This is a genomic window from Saccharothrix coeruleofusca, from assembly GCF_017876325.1.
Lineage (GTDB): Bacteria > Actinomycetota > Actinomycetes > Mycobacteriales > Pseudonocardiaceae > Actinosynnema > Actinosynnema coeruleofuscum.
Genome location: NZ_JAGINV010000001.1, coordinates 949022 through 963449 on the forward strand (window position 1 = coordinate 949022; position 14428 = coordinate 963449).

13 protein-coding genes and 2 pseudogenes are annotated in these 14428 nt (G+C 68.7%); 5 read left to right on the plus strand and 10 right to left on the minus strand.

Features of this window, described 5'->3' with window-relative positions; translation table 11 throughout:
• Positions 1–34: 34 nt before the first annotated feature.
• The 3 genes from JOF41_RS04690 to JOF41_RS04700 are packed head-to-tail and all read right to left on the minus strand — an operon-like array spanning position 35 to position 3342.
• The gene (locus tag JOF41_RS04690) at positions 35–724 is read right to left on the minus strand and encodes an MPN domain-containing protein (RefSeq protein ID WP_209616366.1); all 690 of its coding nucleotides are present in this window, start codon (positions 722–724) and stop codon (positions 35–37) included.
• A 24-nt stretch (positions 725–748) separates the two neighbouring features.
• Complete coding sequence (locus JOF41_RS04695) at positions 749–1477, minus strand: DUF5825 family protein (RefSeq protein ID WP_209616368.1); 729 nt, start codon at positions 1475–1477, stop codon at positions 749–751.
• The gene (locus JOF41_RS04700) at positions 1474–3342 is read right to left on the minus strand and encodes a RiPP maturation radical SAM C-methyltransferase (protein WP_209616370.1); all 1869 of its coding nucleotides are present in this window, start codon (positions 3340–3342) and stop codon (positions 1474–1476) included. The genes JOF41_RS04695 and JOF41_RS04700 overlap by 4 nt, the downstream gene beginning before the upstream one ends.
• Positions 3343–3988: 646 nt before the next feature.
• Here JOF41_RS04700 and trpS point away from each other — a divergent pair.
• The 3 genes and pseudogenes from trpS to JOF41_RS04710 all read left to right on the plus strand — a co-directional run bounded on the left by trpS (position 3989) and on the right by JOF41_RS04710 (position 5875).
• Positions 3989–5089, plus strand: a complete 1101-nt coding sequence (gene trpS / locus JOF41_RS04705) for a tryptophan--tRNA ligase (protein WP_209616372.1) — start codon at positions 3989–3991, stop codon at positions 5087–5089.
• A gap of 28 nt (positions 5090–5117) precedes the next feature.
• A pseudogene (locus JOF41_RS36640) lies at positions 5118–5300 on the plus strand (chitinase); the annotation flags it as partial.
• Positions 5301–5344: 44 nt separating this feature from the next.
• On the plus strand, positions 5345–5875 hold the full coding sequence (locus tag JOF41_RS04710; protein WP_307867231.1) for an integrase core domain-containing protein: 531 nt from the start codon (positions 5345–5347) through the stop codon (positions 5873–5875).
• Between the two features lie 29 nt (positions 5876–5904).
• Here the strand turns inward: JOF41_RS04710 and JOF41_RS38740 are convergent, their stop codons facing one another.
• From JOF41_RS38740 to JOF41_RS04750, 7 genes and pseudogenes are all read right to left on the minus strand, one after another.
• Entirely contained in the window at positions 5905–6588 is a 684-nt protein-coding gene (locus JOF41_RS38740; RefSeq protein WP_443705457.1) for a DNA cytosine methyltransferase, read from the minus strand.
• Positions 6589–6955: 367 nt separating this feature from the next.
• A complete protein-coding gene (gene aspS, locus JOF41_RS04725) occupies positions 6956–8263 on the minus strand; it encodes an aspartate--tRNA(Asn) ligase (RefSeq protein WP_209616378.1) in 1308 nt (435 codons plus the stop codon).
• 251 nt (positions 8264–8514) lie between these two features.
• Positions 8515–8736 (minus strand): annotated as a pseudogene (locus tag JOF41_RS36650) (transposase); the annotation flags it as partial.
• A 179-nt stretch (positions 8737–8915) separates the two neighbouring features.
• Complete coding sequence (locus JOF41_RS04735; protein ID WP_189226201.1) at positions 8916–9401, minus strand: flavin reductase family protein; 486 nt, start codon at positions 9399–9401, stop codon at positions 8916–8918.
• On the minus strand, positions 9398–10690 hold the full coding sequence (locus JOF41_RS04740; protein WP_189226200.1) for a cation:proton antiporter: 1293 nt from the start codon (positions 10688–10690) through the stop codon (positions 9398–9400). Before JOF41_RS04740 ends, JOF41_RS04735 begins: the two co-directional genes overlap by 4 nt.
• 6 nt (positions 10691–10696) lie before the next feature.
• Positions 10697–12262 (minus strand): tryptophan halogenase family protein, encoded by a 1566-nt coding sequence (locus JOF41_RS04745; RefSeq protein WP_209616383.1) that lies wholly within the window; start codon positions 12260–12262, stop codon positions 10697–10699.
• Positions 12263–12380: 118 nt separating this feature from the next.
• Positions 12381–12560 carry a hypothetical protein gene (locus JOF41_RS04750; protein ID WP_209616386.1) on the minus strand — a complete coding sequence of 60 codons (180 nt, stop codon included), beginning with the start codon at positions 12558–12560 and terminating at the stop codon, positions 12381–12383.
• Between JOF41_RS04750 and JOF41_RS04755 the strand changes: the two genes are divergently transcribed.
• Positions 12549–14180, plus strand: coding sequence for a fatty acyl-AMP ligase (locus JOF41_RS04755; protein WP_209616388.1), 1632 nt, complete (start codon positions 12549–12551; stop codon positions 14178–14180). The two genes, JOF41_RS04750 and JOF41_RS04755, sit on opposite strands and share 12 nt — an antisense overlap.
• Positions 14177–14428, plus strand: a complete 252-nt coding sequence (locus tag JOF41_RS04760) for an acyl carrier protein (RefSeq protein ID WP_189226197.1) — start codon at positions 14177–14179, stop codon at positions 14426–14428. Before JOF41_RS04755 ends, JOF41_RS04760 begins: the two co-directional genes overlap by 4 nt.

The following is a 14428-nucleotide window of genomic DNA, read 5'->3' on the forward strand; positions in this document are numbered from 1 at the left end:
TCACTCGGGTTCCGCCCGGTCGGCGTGGCGGCCGTCACCGGGAGATCGGCGGCGCGAGGGCGAACTCGTCGGCGATCGCCCGCGGCAGCCGCACATCGAGCTGCTCGCACCGCTCCGGGCCGGGGCGCCAGCCGGCCACGCGGTGGGTCGCGCCGGCGTCCCCCCCGCTCACGTACCAGATCACGTTCACGGGCCAGCGGAGCCGGCGGAAGAGGTAGTCGTCCATCTGCGTGGGGTTCTCGCTCAACCGCAGGCGGCGCTCGTGCGGTGGGCCGATCCGGTGCCAGTCCGGGTGGGAGTGCACCGACCCCAACAGCTCCAGGCCGTTGTCGGCTTGGCGCATGACGGCCCGCAGCACCTCTCGCTCGTCGCACCAGAACCCGCGCTCGGGGTTCCGGTACGCCTCGCCGAACCTCGGGACGATCTCCGCCTCGAACTCGGCCACGACCGTCTCGTCGCTGCTGCGGATGTTCGGCACGAATTCGACGCCGCCGATCGTGATCTCCGCGCCGCAGACCTGCCCGAACAGCAGGGCCGACGCGCGTGGCCGGTGTGTGGGCACCCCGTCGTCCCCCCGGCTGTCCAGGCACATCCGGTACTGCCGCGCGGCGTCCTCTGCGAAGCGCCTGGCGGGTTCGAGCTCGAAGTTGACGACGTCGGGCAGCGCGGCGGACGTCGCCGCGCCGGTGGCGCGCGTGCGCCCGCCGTTCATCGTGTCGGTCATCGGTCGACGTCTCCGATCGCTCGTTCAGAGTCTTTCCGGTGCGTCCTTGGACCCCGCCGAGGCCAGGGTCCCGCCCAGCAGGACCGTGCCGATGGGCCACGAACGCATGTGGATCGGCAGCGTCACGCAGTGGTCCCCGACCCGCAGGACCAAGCCGCGGTCGACCAGCTCGCGCACCGCGGCGGCGTGGGCCGAGTCCTGGGTCACCTCGTCCCACGCACACCCCGCCAGGCCGCGGGAGAAGACCTCGATCGCTGTCCGGTCGACCAGGACGGTCCGGTCGGTGGGCCCGGACCGCCGGTCGAGCACAGACAGGAACCCAGGTCCCCGGCGGAAGTAGAAGAGGCCGAAGGCAGCCGAGGAGCGCCACTCGCGGACACGTCCGGCCCCGCCCCCGCGCCCGTGCACCGCGATCCCTGCGGGGGCGGGCAGGTGGTCGAGCTGCCGGACCACGTCGAGCCGCTCCGGGCTCAGTGCCAGCGACCAGGTGACCCTGGCGCCGATCGAGGAGCACTCGCGGATCAGCGCGACGGCCCGTGAGATCACGTGCCCAGGCAGGGTCGAGAAGTCGACGGGGGCCGTCAGCCGCACCTCGGAGACCGGCACTCGGGACAGCAGCGCCGCCAGCTCGGTCACGGCGGGGAGCCCCGACCAGTCGGGCCCGAGGGTCAGCGTCGCGGACGCGGGCCGCCCACCGGCCGGGCCGCCCGCGGAACGCGCCCGGAGTTCGCCGATGTCGATCGCCGCGCTCATCGCGACGCCGCCACCTCTCGGCCGTCGACCAGCTTGCGCCGGTACGGGTCAACCTGGAGGGCCAGGCTCACGTAGCGGCCCTCGTCCTCGAAGACCAGGCCGCGGTCGACGAAGTAGCGGAGCAACCCGTCGAGCCGGTCCTCGTTGACCGCGTGCCCGCGCTCGGCCAGCCGTCGGCGCACGCCCTCGCGGCCCGCGCCCTGGAACATGCCGAGGTACACGTTGCTCTGGACGTCGTCCAGCTCGATCACCTCCTCCGGCCAGCTGGCTCGGGAATCCTCCACGACCACGCGGCCGCGGTCGTCGACCCAGTAGGCCAGGGTGCTGCTCTTGTACGCCTCGGCCCATTCGTCGACAGCGAGCTTTAGCTCGTCCTCGATGGGACCGACGATCCCCGCGTCGTTCGTGTCGAAGAGGTAGACGAGGTCGTGCAGTTCATCGCGTGGAATCTGGTAGATGAAGTCGTAGATGTCGGCGGGGTGACGGAACATGAATCCCAGGCTGGGGTCTTCAAAGTAAGGGCTGAACCGCTCCAACGCTATTCGCCACGCCCCGGTCGGCGGTTGCAAGTGTTCCAGGGCGGAGGCCCGGCAGAGGAGTTTGCGGTAATCCTCCTCGGTCTCACCGGGAAAACCGTAGAGGATGTTCCAGGTCACGTTGAGGCCAAGATCCTCCGCGTCTCGCAGCATGCGCACGTTGTGTGCGCCGCTGACCCCTTTGTCCATGAGTCGGAGCACATGGCTGCTGAGGCTCTCGATACCCGGTTGGACGAACAGCACATTGGCTTCTTTGAGCCTGGACAACTGCTCTCTCGTCATGTTGGACTTGATCTCGTAATGGATCCTCAGGTCGCAGTCGAGCGCGGCCAACTCCGGCATGGCGGTGTCGAGGTACTTCATGTCGAGGATGTTGTCCACCATGATCAGGTCGAGGACCCGGTACCGCTCGGCGAGACCTCGGACCTCGTGCGCGATGCGTGCCGGGGCCTTGCTGCGGAAGTTGATGTTCGACCCGTTCAGGCCGCAGAAAGTGCACTGGTGGCGTTCCCCCCACCAACAACCGCGGGAGGTCTCCAGCACCGTCATCGGTCTGACTTGGTGCCGGACGTCGGAAGCGCCGAGCGCGCGGAAGTAACCGTCGTAATCGGGCGCGGGCACCGCGCCGAACGGCAGCGCCGCCTTGCTCGGCGGGTTCGCCACCACCCGGTCGCCGTCCCGCCAGCTCAGCCCCGGGACGTCGGCGAAGCCCGCGCCGCGGGCGACGCGGTCCAGCAGGGCGGGCAGCGCCCGCTCACCTTCACCGCTGACCACGAAGTCGAGCTGCGCGAAGTTCCGGTGCAGGGCGGCCCCCTGCGGCCCGTCGCAGTTGCTGCCGCCGAGCACCGTCAGGATGCCCGGCGCGACCCGCTTCAGCTCCTTGGCCAGCGCCAGCGAGGGCACGTTCTGCATGAAGGTGCTGGTGAACCCGACCACGTCGGGAGGGTCGGCGGCGATCTCGGCGGCCAGGTCGCGGACGAACGCCCTGGCGTGCCCCTGCATCCGGACCGGGACCGCGGGGTCCAGGGAGCGCCGCCTCAGGAACTCGGCGAACTCCTCGGCGCGGTAGCCGTCGACGTCGTACAGGGCCGGGGTGAACACCCAGTCGCCGACACCGTGGAAGACCTGGCCCGCCACGTTCTGGTAATCCTCCGCCGTGATGGACCCGCGGCTCTCGCGCATGAGGTGCTCGGCCCATCGGAGGTTGGCGTACAATTCATCGGCGGTCCAGCCCGGGGCATTCTCGCGGATACACGGTCCGAGGACTCCCAGAGCGCTGGAGGGAGTGTCGAGCCCTTGCCACGGCATAGCGATCATCAGGATTTTCACAGCATGCCTGCCTAGGATGTCTGTCGGTGGCGGGAGGCGGGCGCGGTCGGTTGACCGCCGACGCCGCCTCGACTGCGGCGAACCACGCGGGACCAACCCCTCATTACTGGATTGGGCGAAGGTGCGCCAGCGGGGGTTGGAATCCCTCGGCGATGCGCACGGTCGATTCCCCTTGTCGTCACGATCCAATGCGTTCGCAGTCTGGTGTGGCGAGCACCTGGTCAATACCGATGCGTTCGCCACCGTACAGAAACATCCAACGGAAATCGACACAACTCGGCCAACTGCACTCATTCGGCTCAGGACGACAACGGGCGGGCCACGGTCGGCGACGACTCCCCGATGATCACGAGGTGCATATTCACCATTCTGGACCAATGACTGGTGCCGCACCGTAGCAATTCCATCTCGAACGCCCCCGAAGAAGATCGAGAAAGCGTCGACTGCGACGTTCGGGGAAAGATTCCACGTTTTCTGGAATCATGAGTCCGGGCTGACCCCCATCGGCCCGCGCTGACCGGGAAGTCCGAAGTGTCCGCAGTGCGCGCCTGCGATTCCGTCGAACGAATCGATTGCGCGAAGACCTCGGCCCGACCCGCGTGCCGCCTGCGAGCCGCGATCGACGTCCCCCGTAGACTCCAGCGACATGGATCACCCCGAGAACAATGCCGTGGACGGCGAGCTGACCGACCGATCCTTCGCCGACGCCGAGGCCCGCAGCGCCCGGCTGGAGGAGGAGCTGCGCACCGACCCGACGGCGCACCGGATGCTGACCGGTGACCGGCCGACCGGTCCGCTGCACCTCGGGCACTACTTCGGGACGCTGCGCAACCGGGTCCGCCTCCAGGACCTCGGGGTGCAGATGTTCGTACTGGTCGCGGACTACCAGACCATCACCGACCGGGACAGCCCGCGGTCACTGCCGGAGGACGTGGACGCGTTGCTGGCTGACTACCTCTCCGTAGGCATCGACCCGGAGCACACCACCATCTTCGCGCACTCCCAGATCAGCGGGCTCAACCAGCTGTTCCTGCCGTTCCTGAGCATGGTCAGCGTTGCGGAGCTCAACCGCAACCCGACGGTCAAGGACGAGACCGCCGCCGCCGGGCAGGCCGCCATGTCCGGCCTGATGTTCACCTACCCCGTGCACCAGGCAGCGGACATCCTGTTCTGCAAGGGAACCGTGGTGCCGGTCGGCAAGGACCAGCTCCCGCACCTGGAGGTCGCGCGGGTCATCGCCCGCCGGTTCAACCGCCGCTACAGCCCGAAGCGCCGCTACTTTCCCGAGCCTGCGGCCCTGCTCAGCGAGGCGCCCGTGCTGCTGGGCACCGACGGCCAGAAGATGAGCAAGAGCCGCAACAACGCCATCGCGCTCAGCGCGACCGCGGACGAGACCGCGCGCCTGCTGTCGCGCGCCAAGACCGATGCCGAGCGGCACATCACCTACGACCCGGTGAGCCGGCCCGACGTGTCGAACCTGGTCCTGCTCGCCGCGCTGTGCCTGGAGCGGCAGCCGGAGGCGGTGGCCGAGGAAGTCGGCGCGGGCGGCGCGGCCGCGCTCAAGCGGCTGGTCACCGAAGCCGTCAACGAGCGCTTCCGGGACATCCGCAAGCAGCGGGCCGAGCTGATCAACGACCGCGCCCAGCTACGCCGGATCCTGGCTGCGGGCAACGAGCGGGCCGCGGAGATCGCCGACGCGACCCTCGCCGACGTCAAGCGCCTGATGCACACCGACTACGGGAGCTGACGCGGGTCCGGTGCGCCCGCTTCGCCTCGGCAACGTGTACGGCTGTTCGGGCGATTCGTACTCAGCCGGCACCGCCCAGGGCGTCATGGCATAGACCGATTGCCTGGACCACGGGTTGGTCATGCAGGGGATCACGATCCGGGTGCCGTACGACAGGCAGGTGCCGGGCCTGCCCACCCGTCCGGTCGCGGGGTCGTCGGTCTCACCCGCAGGCGACGCAGGTCATTGACCAGGCACGATGCCGTCACAGCACCGGTGCCGAACCTGACCGGTCGGGACTTCACCGCGCCGGCGCCGGGCCGGCGGCTGGTCGGTGACATCACGTGCCTGCCCACGCCGGAGGGGTGGCTCTACCCGGTCACGGTGATCGACCTGCACAACCGCGAGGTCATCGGGCACGCGATGGCCGACCACATGCGCGCCGAACTGGCCCGAGACGCCCTCAGCTTCGCCGTTGAACGCGGCCTGATCAGCGGTAATGCGGTTTTTCACGCCGATCGCGATACACCTCCGGGCTGTTCCGCTCCGGCGCTTGCCGGGCACTGCATCCGGACGTCGGTGGGGCGGACCGGGTCGTGCTTCGACAACGCGGTCGCGGAGTCGTTCTTCGCCACACTCAAGACCGAGATCGGCACCACCGTCCGGGACACCCGCGACGACGCCCGACGCGGCGTTTTCGCTTACCTGGGCTACTACAACCACGACCGTCTACATTCGACACTCGACTATCGCACCCCGCAGGAGGTCCGCGTCGGTTGTCGTCGAGGTCTGGCCCTCGTGGCATGAAATCCGGTGTCCGGTCTTCGGGGACAACCTCACACTCCGCACGCGCTGCCTTCCCGACGGCCAGCCACGCCACGCCCACCAGGCACCCGAACTCGATTGCCCCGCCGGCAGGTGTCCGCCATGCTGCCGACATGGCACACGGCACCGTCAAGTTTTTCAAACCCGAGAAGGGATGGGGAGCGATCGCCTCGCCCGACCTGCCGGCGGGCTGCGACGCGTAGGTCCACTTCAGCGCGATCGAAATGGACGGCTTCCGCGCCCTGGAAGCCGGCGACCAGGTCGAGTTCGACTACGAAGCAGCCCAGCAGGACAGCTTCCGCTTCCGCGCGACCCGCGTTCGCAAAGCCTGACCCTCGATCTACGACCGAGCTCGACAAGTACAGAGAAACCCAGTCGGGTCGAAGAGCGAGGACGACGGCGAGGAACGCGGGCCAGAGCCATCGGGGGTCCTCGGTGCCGCGCTCAAGGCCTGCGTCACTGACGGGTTGGCAGGGGAATCGACCGGCGACGAGGTGGACCCGCGGTCGGGGCTTGGAGCGCCGCCATCGAACAGCGGTGCGGACATCGTCATGGCGGTCGACCTCCGGCCAGTGCTTGGCGAGTACGGCGCGACAGAACGGATCGATCTCGACTTGCCCGACCACGCGCATCCCGGCGCGCTCCGGGCCCAGCGACAGGCCGCCGATCCCGGCGAACAGCTCCAACACGTTCACGCCGCACCCCGTCGCGTCGGGGCGGTGCGGGGCTTGTCGTGGCCGGCCTGGATGCCCCGGCTGATGACGCGGCGCACTTCGCGGTCAGTGCACCCGCACTCGCCGCTGATCATGTGGGTGGCGGCTGCGTAGAGGGTGTCTTCGGCTCTAGACGAGGGGAGCAGTTCCCCGGCGACGAGTTGTCCGAGGGCGACGGCGGCGGTGTATAGCACGATGTCGTGAGCCGACGACCCGGACGAAGACCGGGTACAGCAGTCGTAGCGCCACGCCTCACGATCATGCTCGGTCGAGCGGGCCCTGGCCGTCGAGCTGGTGCGGGCGTGAGGGCCGGTCCTGGCCGGGCGCCCGGCCAGGACCGGCCGTCGTCCTACGGCTCCAACCGGGTCGGCCCGCGGAACAGGAAGGTCGACTCGCGGATGCTGTCCAGGCCGAGCATGACCATCAGGATGCGGCTCAGGCCCGCACCCAGGCCGCCGTGCGGCGGGGTGCCGTACCGGAACGAGGTCAGGTACGAGGCGAGTGGTCCGGTGTCCACGCCCTTCTCCTCGGCCTGCTTGACCAGCACGTCGTAGCGGTGCTCGCGCTGGGCACCGGTGGTGATCTCGATGCCCTTCCAGAGGAGGTCGAAGCTGTGGGTCAGGGTGGGGTCGTCGGCGTGCCGCATGTGGTAGAACGGCCGCACGCTGGCCGGGAAGTCCGTGATGAACACGAACTCGTGGCCGTGGCGCTCGCGGACCAGGGCGGAGAGGGAGCGCTCGCCCTCGGGGTCGAGGTCGCCTTTGTTCTTCTCCGGCTTCCAGCCCTGCGCGGTGAGCAGCTCGATGGCCTCGCGCATGGCGATCCGCGGGAACGGCAGCTCCGGCACCACGACCTCGACGCCCAGCAGCTCGCGGATGGCGTCGCCGTGCTTCTCGGCGACCGCGGCCAGCACGCGCGCCAGCATCCGCTCCTCGAAGCTCATCACGTCCTCGACGCCGTCGATCCAGGCGAGCTCGACGTCGATGCTGATGAACTCGGTCGCGTGCCGCGAGGTGAACGACGGCTCGGCTCGGAACACCGGGCCGATCTCGAAGACCTTGTCGATCCCGCCGGACACCGCCATCTGCTTGTATAACTGCGGCGACTGCGCCAGGTAGGCGAACCGGTCGAAGTACTTGACCTTGAAGACCTCGGCGCCCGACTCGGACGCGGTGCCCATGAACTTCGGCGTGTGCAGCTCGGTGGCGCCCTCGCCGTAGGCGAATTCGCGCATGGCCTCCTCGACCGTGGTCTGCACGTCGAAGATGAGGTGCCGCGCCGGGTTGCGCAGGTCCAGGAAGCGCCATTCCAGCCGCTGGTCGATGCCGGTCTGCTCGTTGATCGGCAGCGGGGCGACCGCAGCGTTCACCACTTCGACCGAATCCGGGACCAGTTCCAGGCCGCCCAGCTTGACGACCGGGTTCGCCAGGACCGTTCCGCTGATCTTGACCGCCGATTCGATGGAGGTGGACTCCAGCGCTTCTTCGACGTCCGACGGGGGCTCCGTGCGCTTGTTGGTGACTTGGACCATGCCGGTGTGGTCGCGGAGCACGATGAACTGCATCTTCCGCTGGAGGCGGGCGGTGTTGATCCACCCGTAGACGGTCACCCGCTCACCGATGTGCGCGGCAAGATCCTTCACGAGCGTCCTGGGCATGGCACATCCTTGTCAGTCGTGTCCTGGCCTGGTGACTGATCGAGCCTAGGTCGTGTTTCAAAGGTGGCGTAGCCAGATATTGATGGCGGCGATGTCGATGGTGGCCCGGTGGCGGACGACGAGCTTGTCGTATCGCGTGGCCACCGCTCGGTGCTGCTTGAACAGGCTGATGCCGCGCTCGACCGCGTGAGGGACTGTAAAACGAGCGGCTCTGGCCCGTAGTCGGTGGTGACGCTGGGTATCCGCCAGGGCAGGAGGACGCGGCGGCGGAGGAGGTCGACCCTGATGCGTCCGTGCATCTGCCTCATGGTCCTCTTGGTGCGGCTGTTGACGCCTTCGGTGCGGCCGTTGTGGTAGGGCAGCGTGACGGCGGCGTCCACAGCGGACCGATCGATTTCGAGACCGTTGGTGAGACTGCGCAGGCGCGGCAGATCGGCGGCGCGGGCCGCCGCGATCCACTCGGTGGGTTTCGCGACGGAGAATCAGGTCGAGACGAATCTCGACCTGATTCTCCGGAGTACGCCGTCGGGACGGATCACCGGCGCGCCCATGGCCAAGAACGCGCCGGACGCCGTGTCGACGCCCACGCGTCCAGTTTGCCCGCATCGGTGAGGCGCTGGCCCCGCATCTTCGGCGAGCACCGAAGTCCTGCTCAGAGGTCGCGCACAGCGCCGGCGAAGAACAGCAACGGGCTGTCGCCGCACAGGGGGTGCAGGTGCTGCACGGACATCAGCACGATGTCGTGGTCCCCGGCCGGGATCACGCGCTCCGCCGCACATTCCAGTGTCACCAACGAGTTCGGCAGGAGGGGAGCGCCGGTGAGTCCCGGTTGCCACTCCAGGTCGCCGAACCGTGAACGACCGGGCCGGGCGAACTGCTCGCACACCTCCTCCTGGCGTGCGGAAAGCACGTGCACGCCGAAGTGTGACGCCGACGCGAACAGGGGGTGCAGCTGGGATCGGTGTCCCACGCAGAACAACAGCATCGGTGGCGCCAGCGACACCGAGCACAGCGAGTTCACCGTCATGCCGATGGGGGCGCCGTCCACGAGCGTCGTCACCACGGCGACGCCGGTTGCGAAGTGGCCGAGCGCGGTGCGCAACTGCCGTTGGTCGACGGTGTCGACGAGCTGGGTCATGCGAACACCTCCTGCCGTTTGTTCAGGAGACCCAGGGCGGGCGTGGTCAGGACTGTGGTCAGCAACGCGACCACCACGAGGATCGCGAACATCGTCCCGTCGATCAGGCCGAGGCCGAGCCCGAGGTTCGCGACCACGAGCTCGGTGATGCCGCGGCAGTTCATCAGGACGCCGAGGACGCCGGCCTCGCGCCGGTCGAGGCCGGCCAGCCGTGCGCCCAGCGCACCGCCGATGAACTTCGAAGCGACCGCGACGAAGAGCACCAGCAGGAGCAGGCCCCACTGGCCGGAGATCGACTGCAGCGACGTGTTCATGCCGATGTAGGCGAAGAACAACGGCAGCAGCACTGCGACCGTGAACCCCTTGATGCGCTGGGTGGTCGCCTCCTGGTCCACCGAACGGCGTGGCATCACCAGCCCGAACAGGAACGCGCCCAGGATCGAGTGCAAGCCCATCATCTCGGTGATCGCCGCTGTGCCCAGCGCGCCCGCGACCGCGACGGTCAGCACCGCCGACTGGGATGCCGTGCGCAGCAGGACGTCCAGCAGTGGCCGGGCCAGGAACACCAGCACCGCCACCAGGGCGACACCGGCGGCCAGGGTGAGCAACGGCGAGCGGGAGTGCTGGCCGGCGAACGGCAGGATGGCCGCCAGCACGGCCCAGCAGGCCGCGTCGTCGAGCACCGCGGCGCTGACCGCGATCCGGCCGAGCCGTGTCTCGGCCATCCCCACGTCCTGCAGGATGCGGGCCAGCACCGGTAGCGCGGTGATGCTCAGTGCCAGCGCGAGGAAGAACGCGGTCGGCAGCGCGGGCATCAGCGGCACGCCGATCAGCAGCCCCGAGCCGAACGGGATCACCAGGCAGGTCGCCGCGACGACGGTGGCGGCCCGTCCGGACGAGCGCAGGTTGCGCACGTCCTGTTCCCAGCCCAGCAGGAAGATGAACGCCACCAGCCCGAGCTGAGCGGTGAGCTGCACCGCCGACTTCACCGGTGCGGGGAAGAGCCACTCCTGCAAGGAAGGTGCGAGCAGGCCGAGCACGGACGGGCCGAGCAGCAGGCCCCCGAGCACCTCGCCCACCACGGGCGGCTGCCGGAGCAACCGCACGGCCCGGCCGCACAGCTGGCTCATCAGCAGCACCAGCGTCACCGTGATCATGAACTTGCCCGTGGTGTCCACGGTGGAGCCGGAGTCACCGCCGAGCGCCCAGACGAGCAGGGCGACGGCTCCGAGTCCGAGCGCGATCGTGGCCGTACCCCGCAGGGAATCGGTGCGCGCAGTCGTCGCCATGACGGCCTACCGTGCGCCCGGACGCATGCGCGTGAAGTAGTCGTACTGGGTGGGGAGCGCCTCGATGAGCTCACTGCCGCGGTCACGGATGTACTGGAACTCCTTGAGCGCGGCGGTGTCGTCGGCGAGTGCCAGGGCGGCGGATGGCTTGAGGGCGATGCCGCCCATGCCGAGCAGGATGCACATGTACGAGTACGGCGGAAGGCCGTGGTAGTACGGGAAGACGTTCTCGCTGTCGGGCAGCTGGACCTGCCAGCGCTCCAGCCGCTCGGCGAGGCCGTCGGGCAGTCGGCGGGTGTTCGTGTCCTTCCAGTACTGCGTGTCGTCGCGGGCCGCGGCGAGGTAGTGCAGGCAGAGGAACTCGCGGACGCCGTCCATGACGTGCCGGATGGCGTCGTTGAACATCGTGCGCATCGTCGGCTCCCAGCCAGGGCCGGGGAAGTACTTCACGAGCTGCTCGATGGCGTGATGGATGAAGAAGATGCCGGTCGACTCCAGCGGCTCGACGAAGCCGCTGGACAGGCCGATCGCGACGCAGTTGCGGGTCCACGCGTTGCGGGTGCGGCCGATGCGCATCCGGATGTGGTTGGCCTCGACCTCGGCGGCGGCCGGGCCGACGAACTCGCGCAGCACCCGCTCCGCCTGCTCCGGCTCGAGGTAGTCGCGCGCGTAGACGTAGCCGGTGCCGATGCGGCCGTACAGCGGGATCGTCCAGATCCAGCCCGCGTCCTGCGCGGTCGCCGTGGTGCACGGACGGATGCCGCGCTTCTCCATGTCCTGCGGCACCTGCAGGGCCACGGCGCTGTCGTTGGGCAGCACGTCGGAGTAGGAGATGAACGGCTCCTCCAGAGCCTTGTTGATGAGCAGGCCGCGGAAGCCGGTGCAGTCGATGAACAGGTCGCCGTGCAACGCGCCGTGCTCGGCGGTGAGCACGTGGTCGATGTCGCCCTGCTGGTTCAGCACGACGTCCTCGACGTTGCCGACGAGGTGCCTCACCCCGCGGTCGACCGCGAACTTCGTGAGGAACTTGGCGAGCAGCGCCGCCTCGAAGTGGTACGCGTACGGGAACTGCGTCTTGCCCTGGTGCTCGGACATCGTGAGGCCGGCGAACTCCTCCGCGTCCTCGGAGAAGCCCTGGCCGATGAGCCTGCCGTCGAGGTGACGCGGGTTGCGCTCCTCGTCGCACAGGGCCGCCATGACGAAGCAGTCACGGTCGAAGCGGTCCGTCGGGCCGTTCCGCAGCCACCAGTCGGCGAGCGGGAACCCGTTGACCGACCGCATCTGCTCGAAGGGGTGGTAGAAGTGGTGCCCTGGGCGGCGCCAGTTCTCGAATCTCACGGCTAACTTGTACGTGGCGTTGCAGGCGGGCATCCAGTCCTGCTCTTCCAGTCCGAGGAACTGGAAGAAGTGCCGGATGTCGCTGAACGTCGCCTCGCCCACACCGACGGTGTTGACCTTGTCCGACTCGATCAGCGTGATGTCGACGCCCGCACCGAACGCGGTCCTGAGGTAGGACGCGGTCATCCACCCCGCGGTGCCGCCTCCGACGATGACGACTTTTCGGTTGCGCATACCGGCTCCCTAATTTTCTCCCGACGTGTGGCGAGCTGAGCCTAGGTCTCCGCAATTGCGTCGGCCATGCTCTTAAGCGGTCGCGAAATGACGTCTCCCAGCCACATTTCGGCTGGGCCTAATCATCCTGTTCAGTCGGCGTATGGGCAGGTGAGAGCCCCTTTGATTGCTTGACTGCCAGTTTCGTCACTGCGATCGTCGCTTTCGGTCGGGCGATGAGGGGAATCGGTGGATGATGATTGATCTGACGCGTCGCGCCAATGCCGTCGAGTTGTTGCGAGAACACGTGGACGGGCATCCGGAGCAGGATGCGCTGATCTGGGTCGGCGAGGACCTCGCGGCCATCCGGCGGCTGTCCTGGGCCGAGGTGGACACCGAGGCGCGGGCGATCGCGGCCCGCCTGGGCGAGCTCTTCCCGCCGGGGTCCCGCGCGTTGCTGCTGTACCCGCCGGTCGAGTTCATCGTCGCCTTCCTCGGCTGCCTCTACGCGGGTGTGGTCGCGGTGCCTGCGCCGTTGCCCGGCCGTTACCCGCACGAACGCCGCAGGGTGCGCGGGATCGCCGCGGACGCGGACGTGTCGGTCGTGCTCACCGACACCGCGAACGCAGGCACCGTCCGGGAGTGGGCGCACGCCGAAGGCATCGGCCACCTGCCGGTGCTCACGACCGACGAGGACCACTTCGGTGACGCGTCCCGGTGGACCGCGCCGCGTGCGGACCACGACACGATCGCGTTGCTGCAGTACACCTCCGGCTCCACCGGCGACCCCAAGGGCGTCGTGGTGACGCACGGGAACCTGCTCGTCAACGCGCACACGATGATCACCGCGCTGGAGATCCCCGCGGACACCCGGTTCGGCGGCTGGGCACCGCACTACCACGACATGGGCCTGATGGCGCAGACTCTGCCCGCTCTCTTCCTCGGCACGACCTGCGTCCTGATGAGCGCCACGACGTTCCTCAAGCGACCGCACCAGTGGCTCGCCATGATCGACCGGTACGACATCGGCTGGTCCGCCGCGCCGAACTTCGGGTACGACCTGTGTTGCCGCCGGGTCACCGACGAGCAGATCGCCGGGCTCGACCTGTCCCGCTGGCGCTACGCGGTGAACGGCTCGGAGCCGGTGCACGTCGCCACGATCACCGCGTTCGCCGAACGGTTCGCGGCCGCGGGTTTCCGGCAGGAGACGGCGTGTCCGTGCTACGGCCTGGCCGAGTCGACGGTGTTCGTCTCCGGTACCGGATCACGGCCGCCGAAGACCACGGTGATCGATCCGGAACGTTTGGCGCACAACGACTTCGTGCCGTCTTCCACCGGACGTGCGCTGGCAGGCAACGGCGCCGCGCCGCTGAGCGACGTGCGCGTCGTCGACCCCGGAACGCGTGAAGTCCTGCCGGACGGCAAGGTCGGCGAGATCTGGCTGCGCGGACCCAACGTGGCACGCGGCTACTGGCGCAAGCCCGAGGCGACAGCGCGGACCTTCCTGGCCGAGACGGCTTGTGGTGACCAGGGTTTCCTGCGCACCGGTGACCTCGGCACGGTGCACGAGGGTGACCTCTACATCACCGGGCGGCTCAAGGACATGATGATCGTCCGCGGGCGCAACCTCTACCCGCAGGACATCGAGCACGAGCTGCGCGCGCAGCACCCCGAGCTGGGCAACGTCGGCGCGGTCTTCACGGTCGACACCGAACTCGTCGTCACCCACGAGGTCCAAGGCCGCCAGGACGAGGCGGCGTTGCGCGACCTCGCTCAGCGGATGAAGCAGACGGTCGCGCGCGAGTTCGGCGTGCAGGTGGGCGGGCTCGCGCTGCTGCGCCGCGGCGGAGTCCGGCGCACCACCAGCGGCAAGGTCATGCGCTCGCAGATGCGCGAGCTGTTCCTCCAGTCGGATCTGGATGCGGAGTACCAGGCATGAGCGACGTCAAGCAGTGGCTGACCGACCAGGTGTCGGTCCACTTGGGACACCCGGTGGTGCGCTCGGACGTGCTGCTCGCCGAGTACGGCCTGGACTCGGTGCACGCGATGGGTCTGGCCGCCGCGATCGAGGACGAGTGGGGCCTGGTCGTGGACCCCGCCGTCACCTGGGACCACCCGACCATCGACGAGCTGGCCACCTTCCTCACCGGTGAGCTGAGCCGGACTGCTGACGAGAGCGCAGGCTGA

What these genes read in the sequence shown, in the direction of transcription:
- JOF41_RS04690 (WP_209616366.1), bottom strand. Translation starts at nt 724, where the DNA reads ATGACCGACACGATGAACGGCGGGCGCACGCGCGCCACCGGCGCGGCG.
- JOF41_RS04695 (WP_209616368.1), bottom strand. Translation starts at nt 1,477, where the DNA reads ATGAGCGCGGCGATCGACATCGGCGAACTCCGGGCGCGTTCCGCGGGC.
- trpS (WP_209616372.1), top strand. Translation starts at nt 3,989, where the DNA reads ATGGATCACCCCGAGAACAATGCCGTGGACGGCGAGCTGACCGACCGA.
- aspS (WP_209616378.1), bottom strand. Translation starts at nt 8,263, where the DNA reads ATGCCCAGGACGCTCGTGAAGGATCTTGCCGCGCACATCGGTGAGCGG.
- JOF41_RS04735 (WP_189226201.1), bottom strand. Translation starts at nt 9,401, where the DNA reads ATGACCCAGCTCGTCGACACCGTCGACCAACGGCAGTTGCGCACCGCG.
- JOF41_RS04740 (WP_189226200.1), bottom strand. Translation starts at nt 10,690, where the DNA reads ATGGCGACGACTGCGCGCACCGATTCCCTGCGGGGTACGGCCACGATC.
- JOF41_RS04745 (WP_209616383.1), bottom strand. Translation starts at nt 12,262, where the DNA reads ATGCGCAACCGAAAAGTCGTCATCGTCGGAGGCGGCACCGCGGGGTGG.
- JOF41_RS04750 (WP_209616386.1), bottom strand. Translation starts at nt 12,560, where the DNA reads ATGCCCGTCCACGTGTTCTCGCAACAACTCGACGGCATTGGCGCGACG.
- JOF41_RS04760 (WP_189226197.1), top strand. Translation starts at nt 14,177, where the DNA reads ATGAGCGACGTCAAGCAGTGGCTGACCGACCAGGTGTCGGTCCACTTG.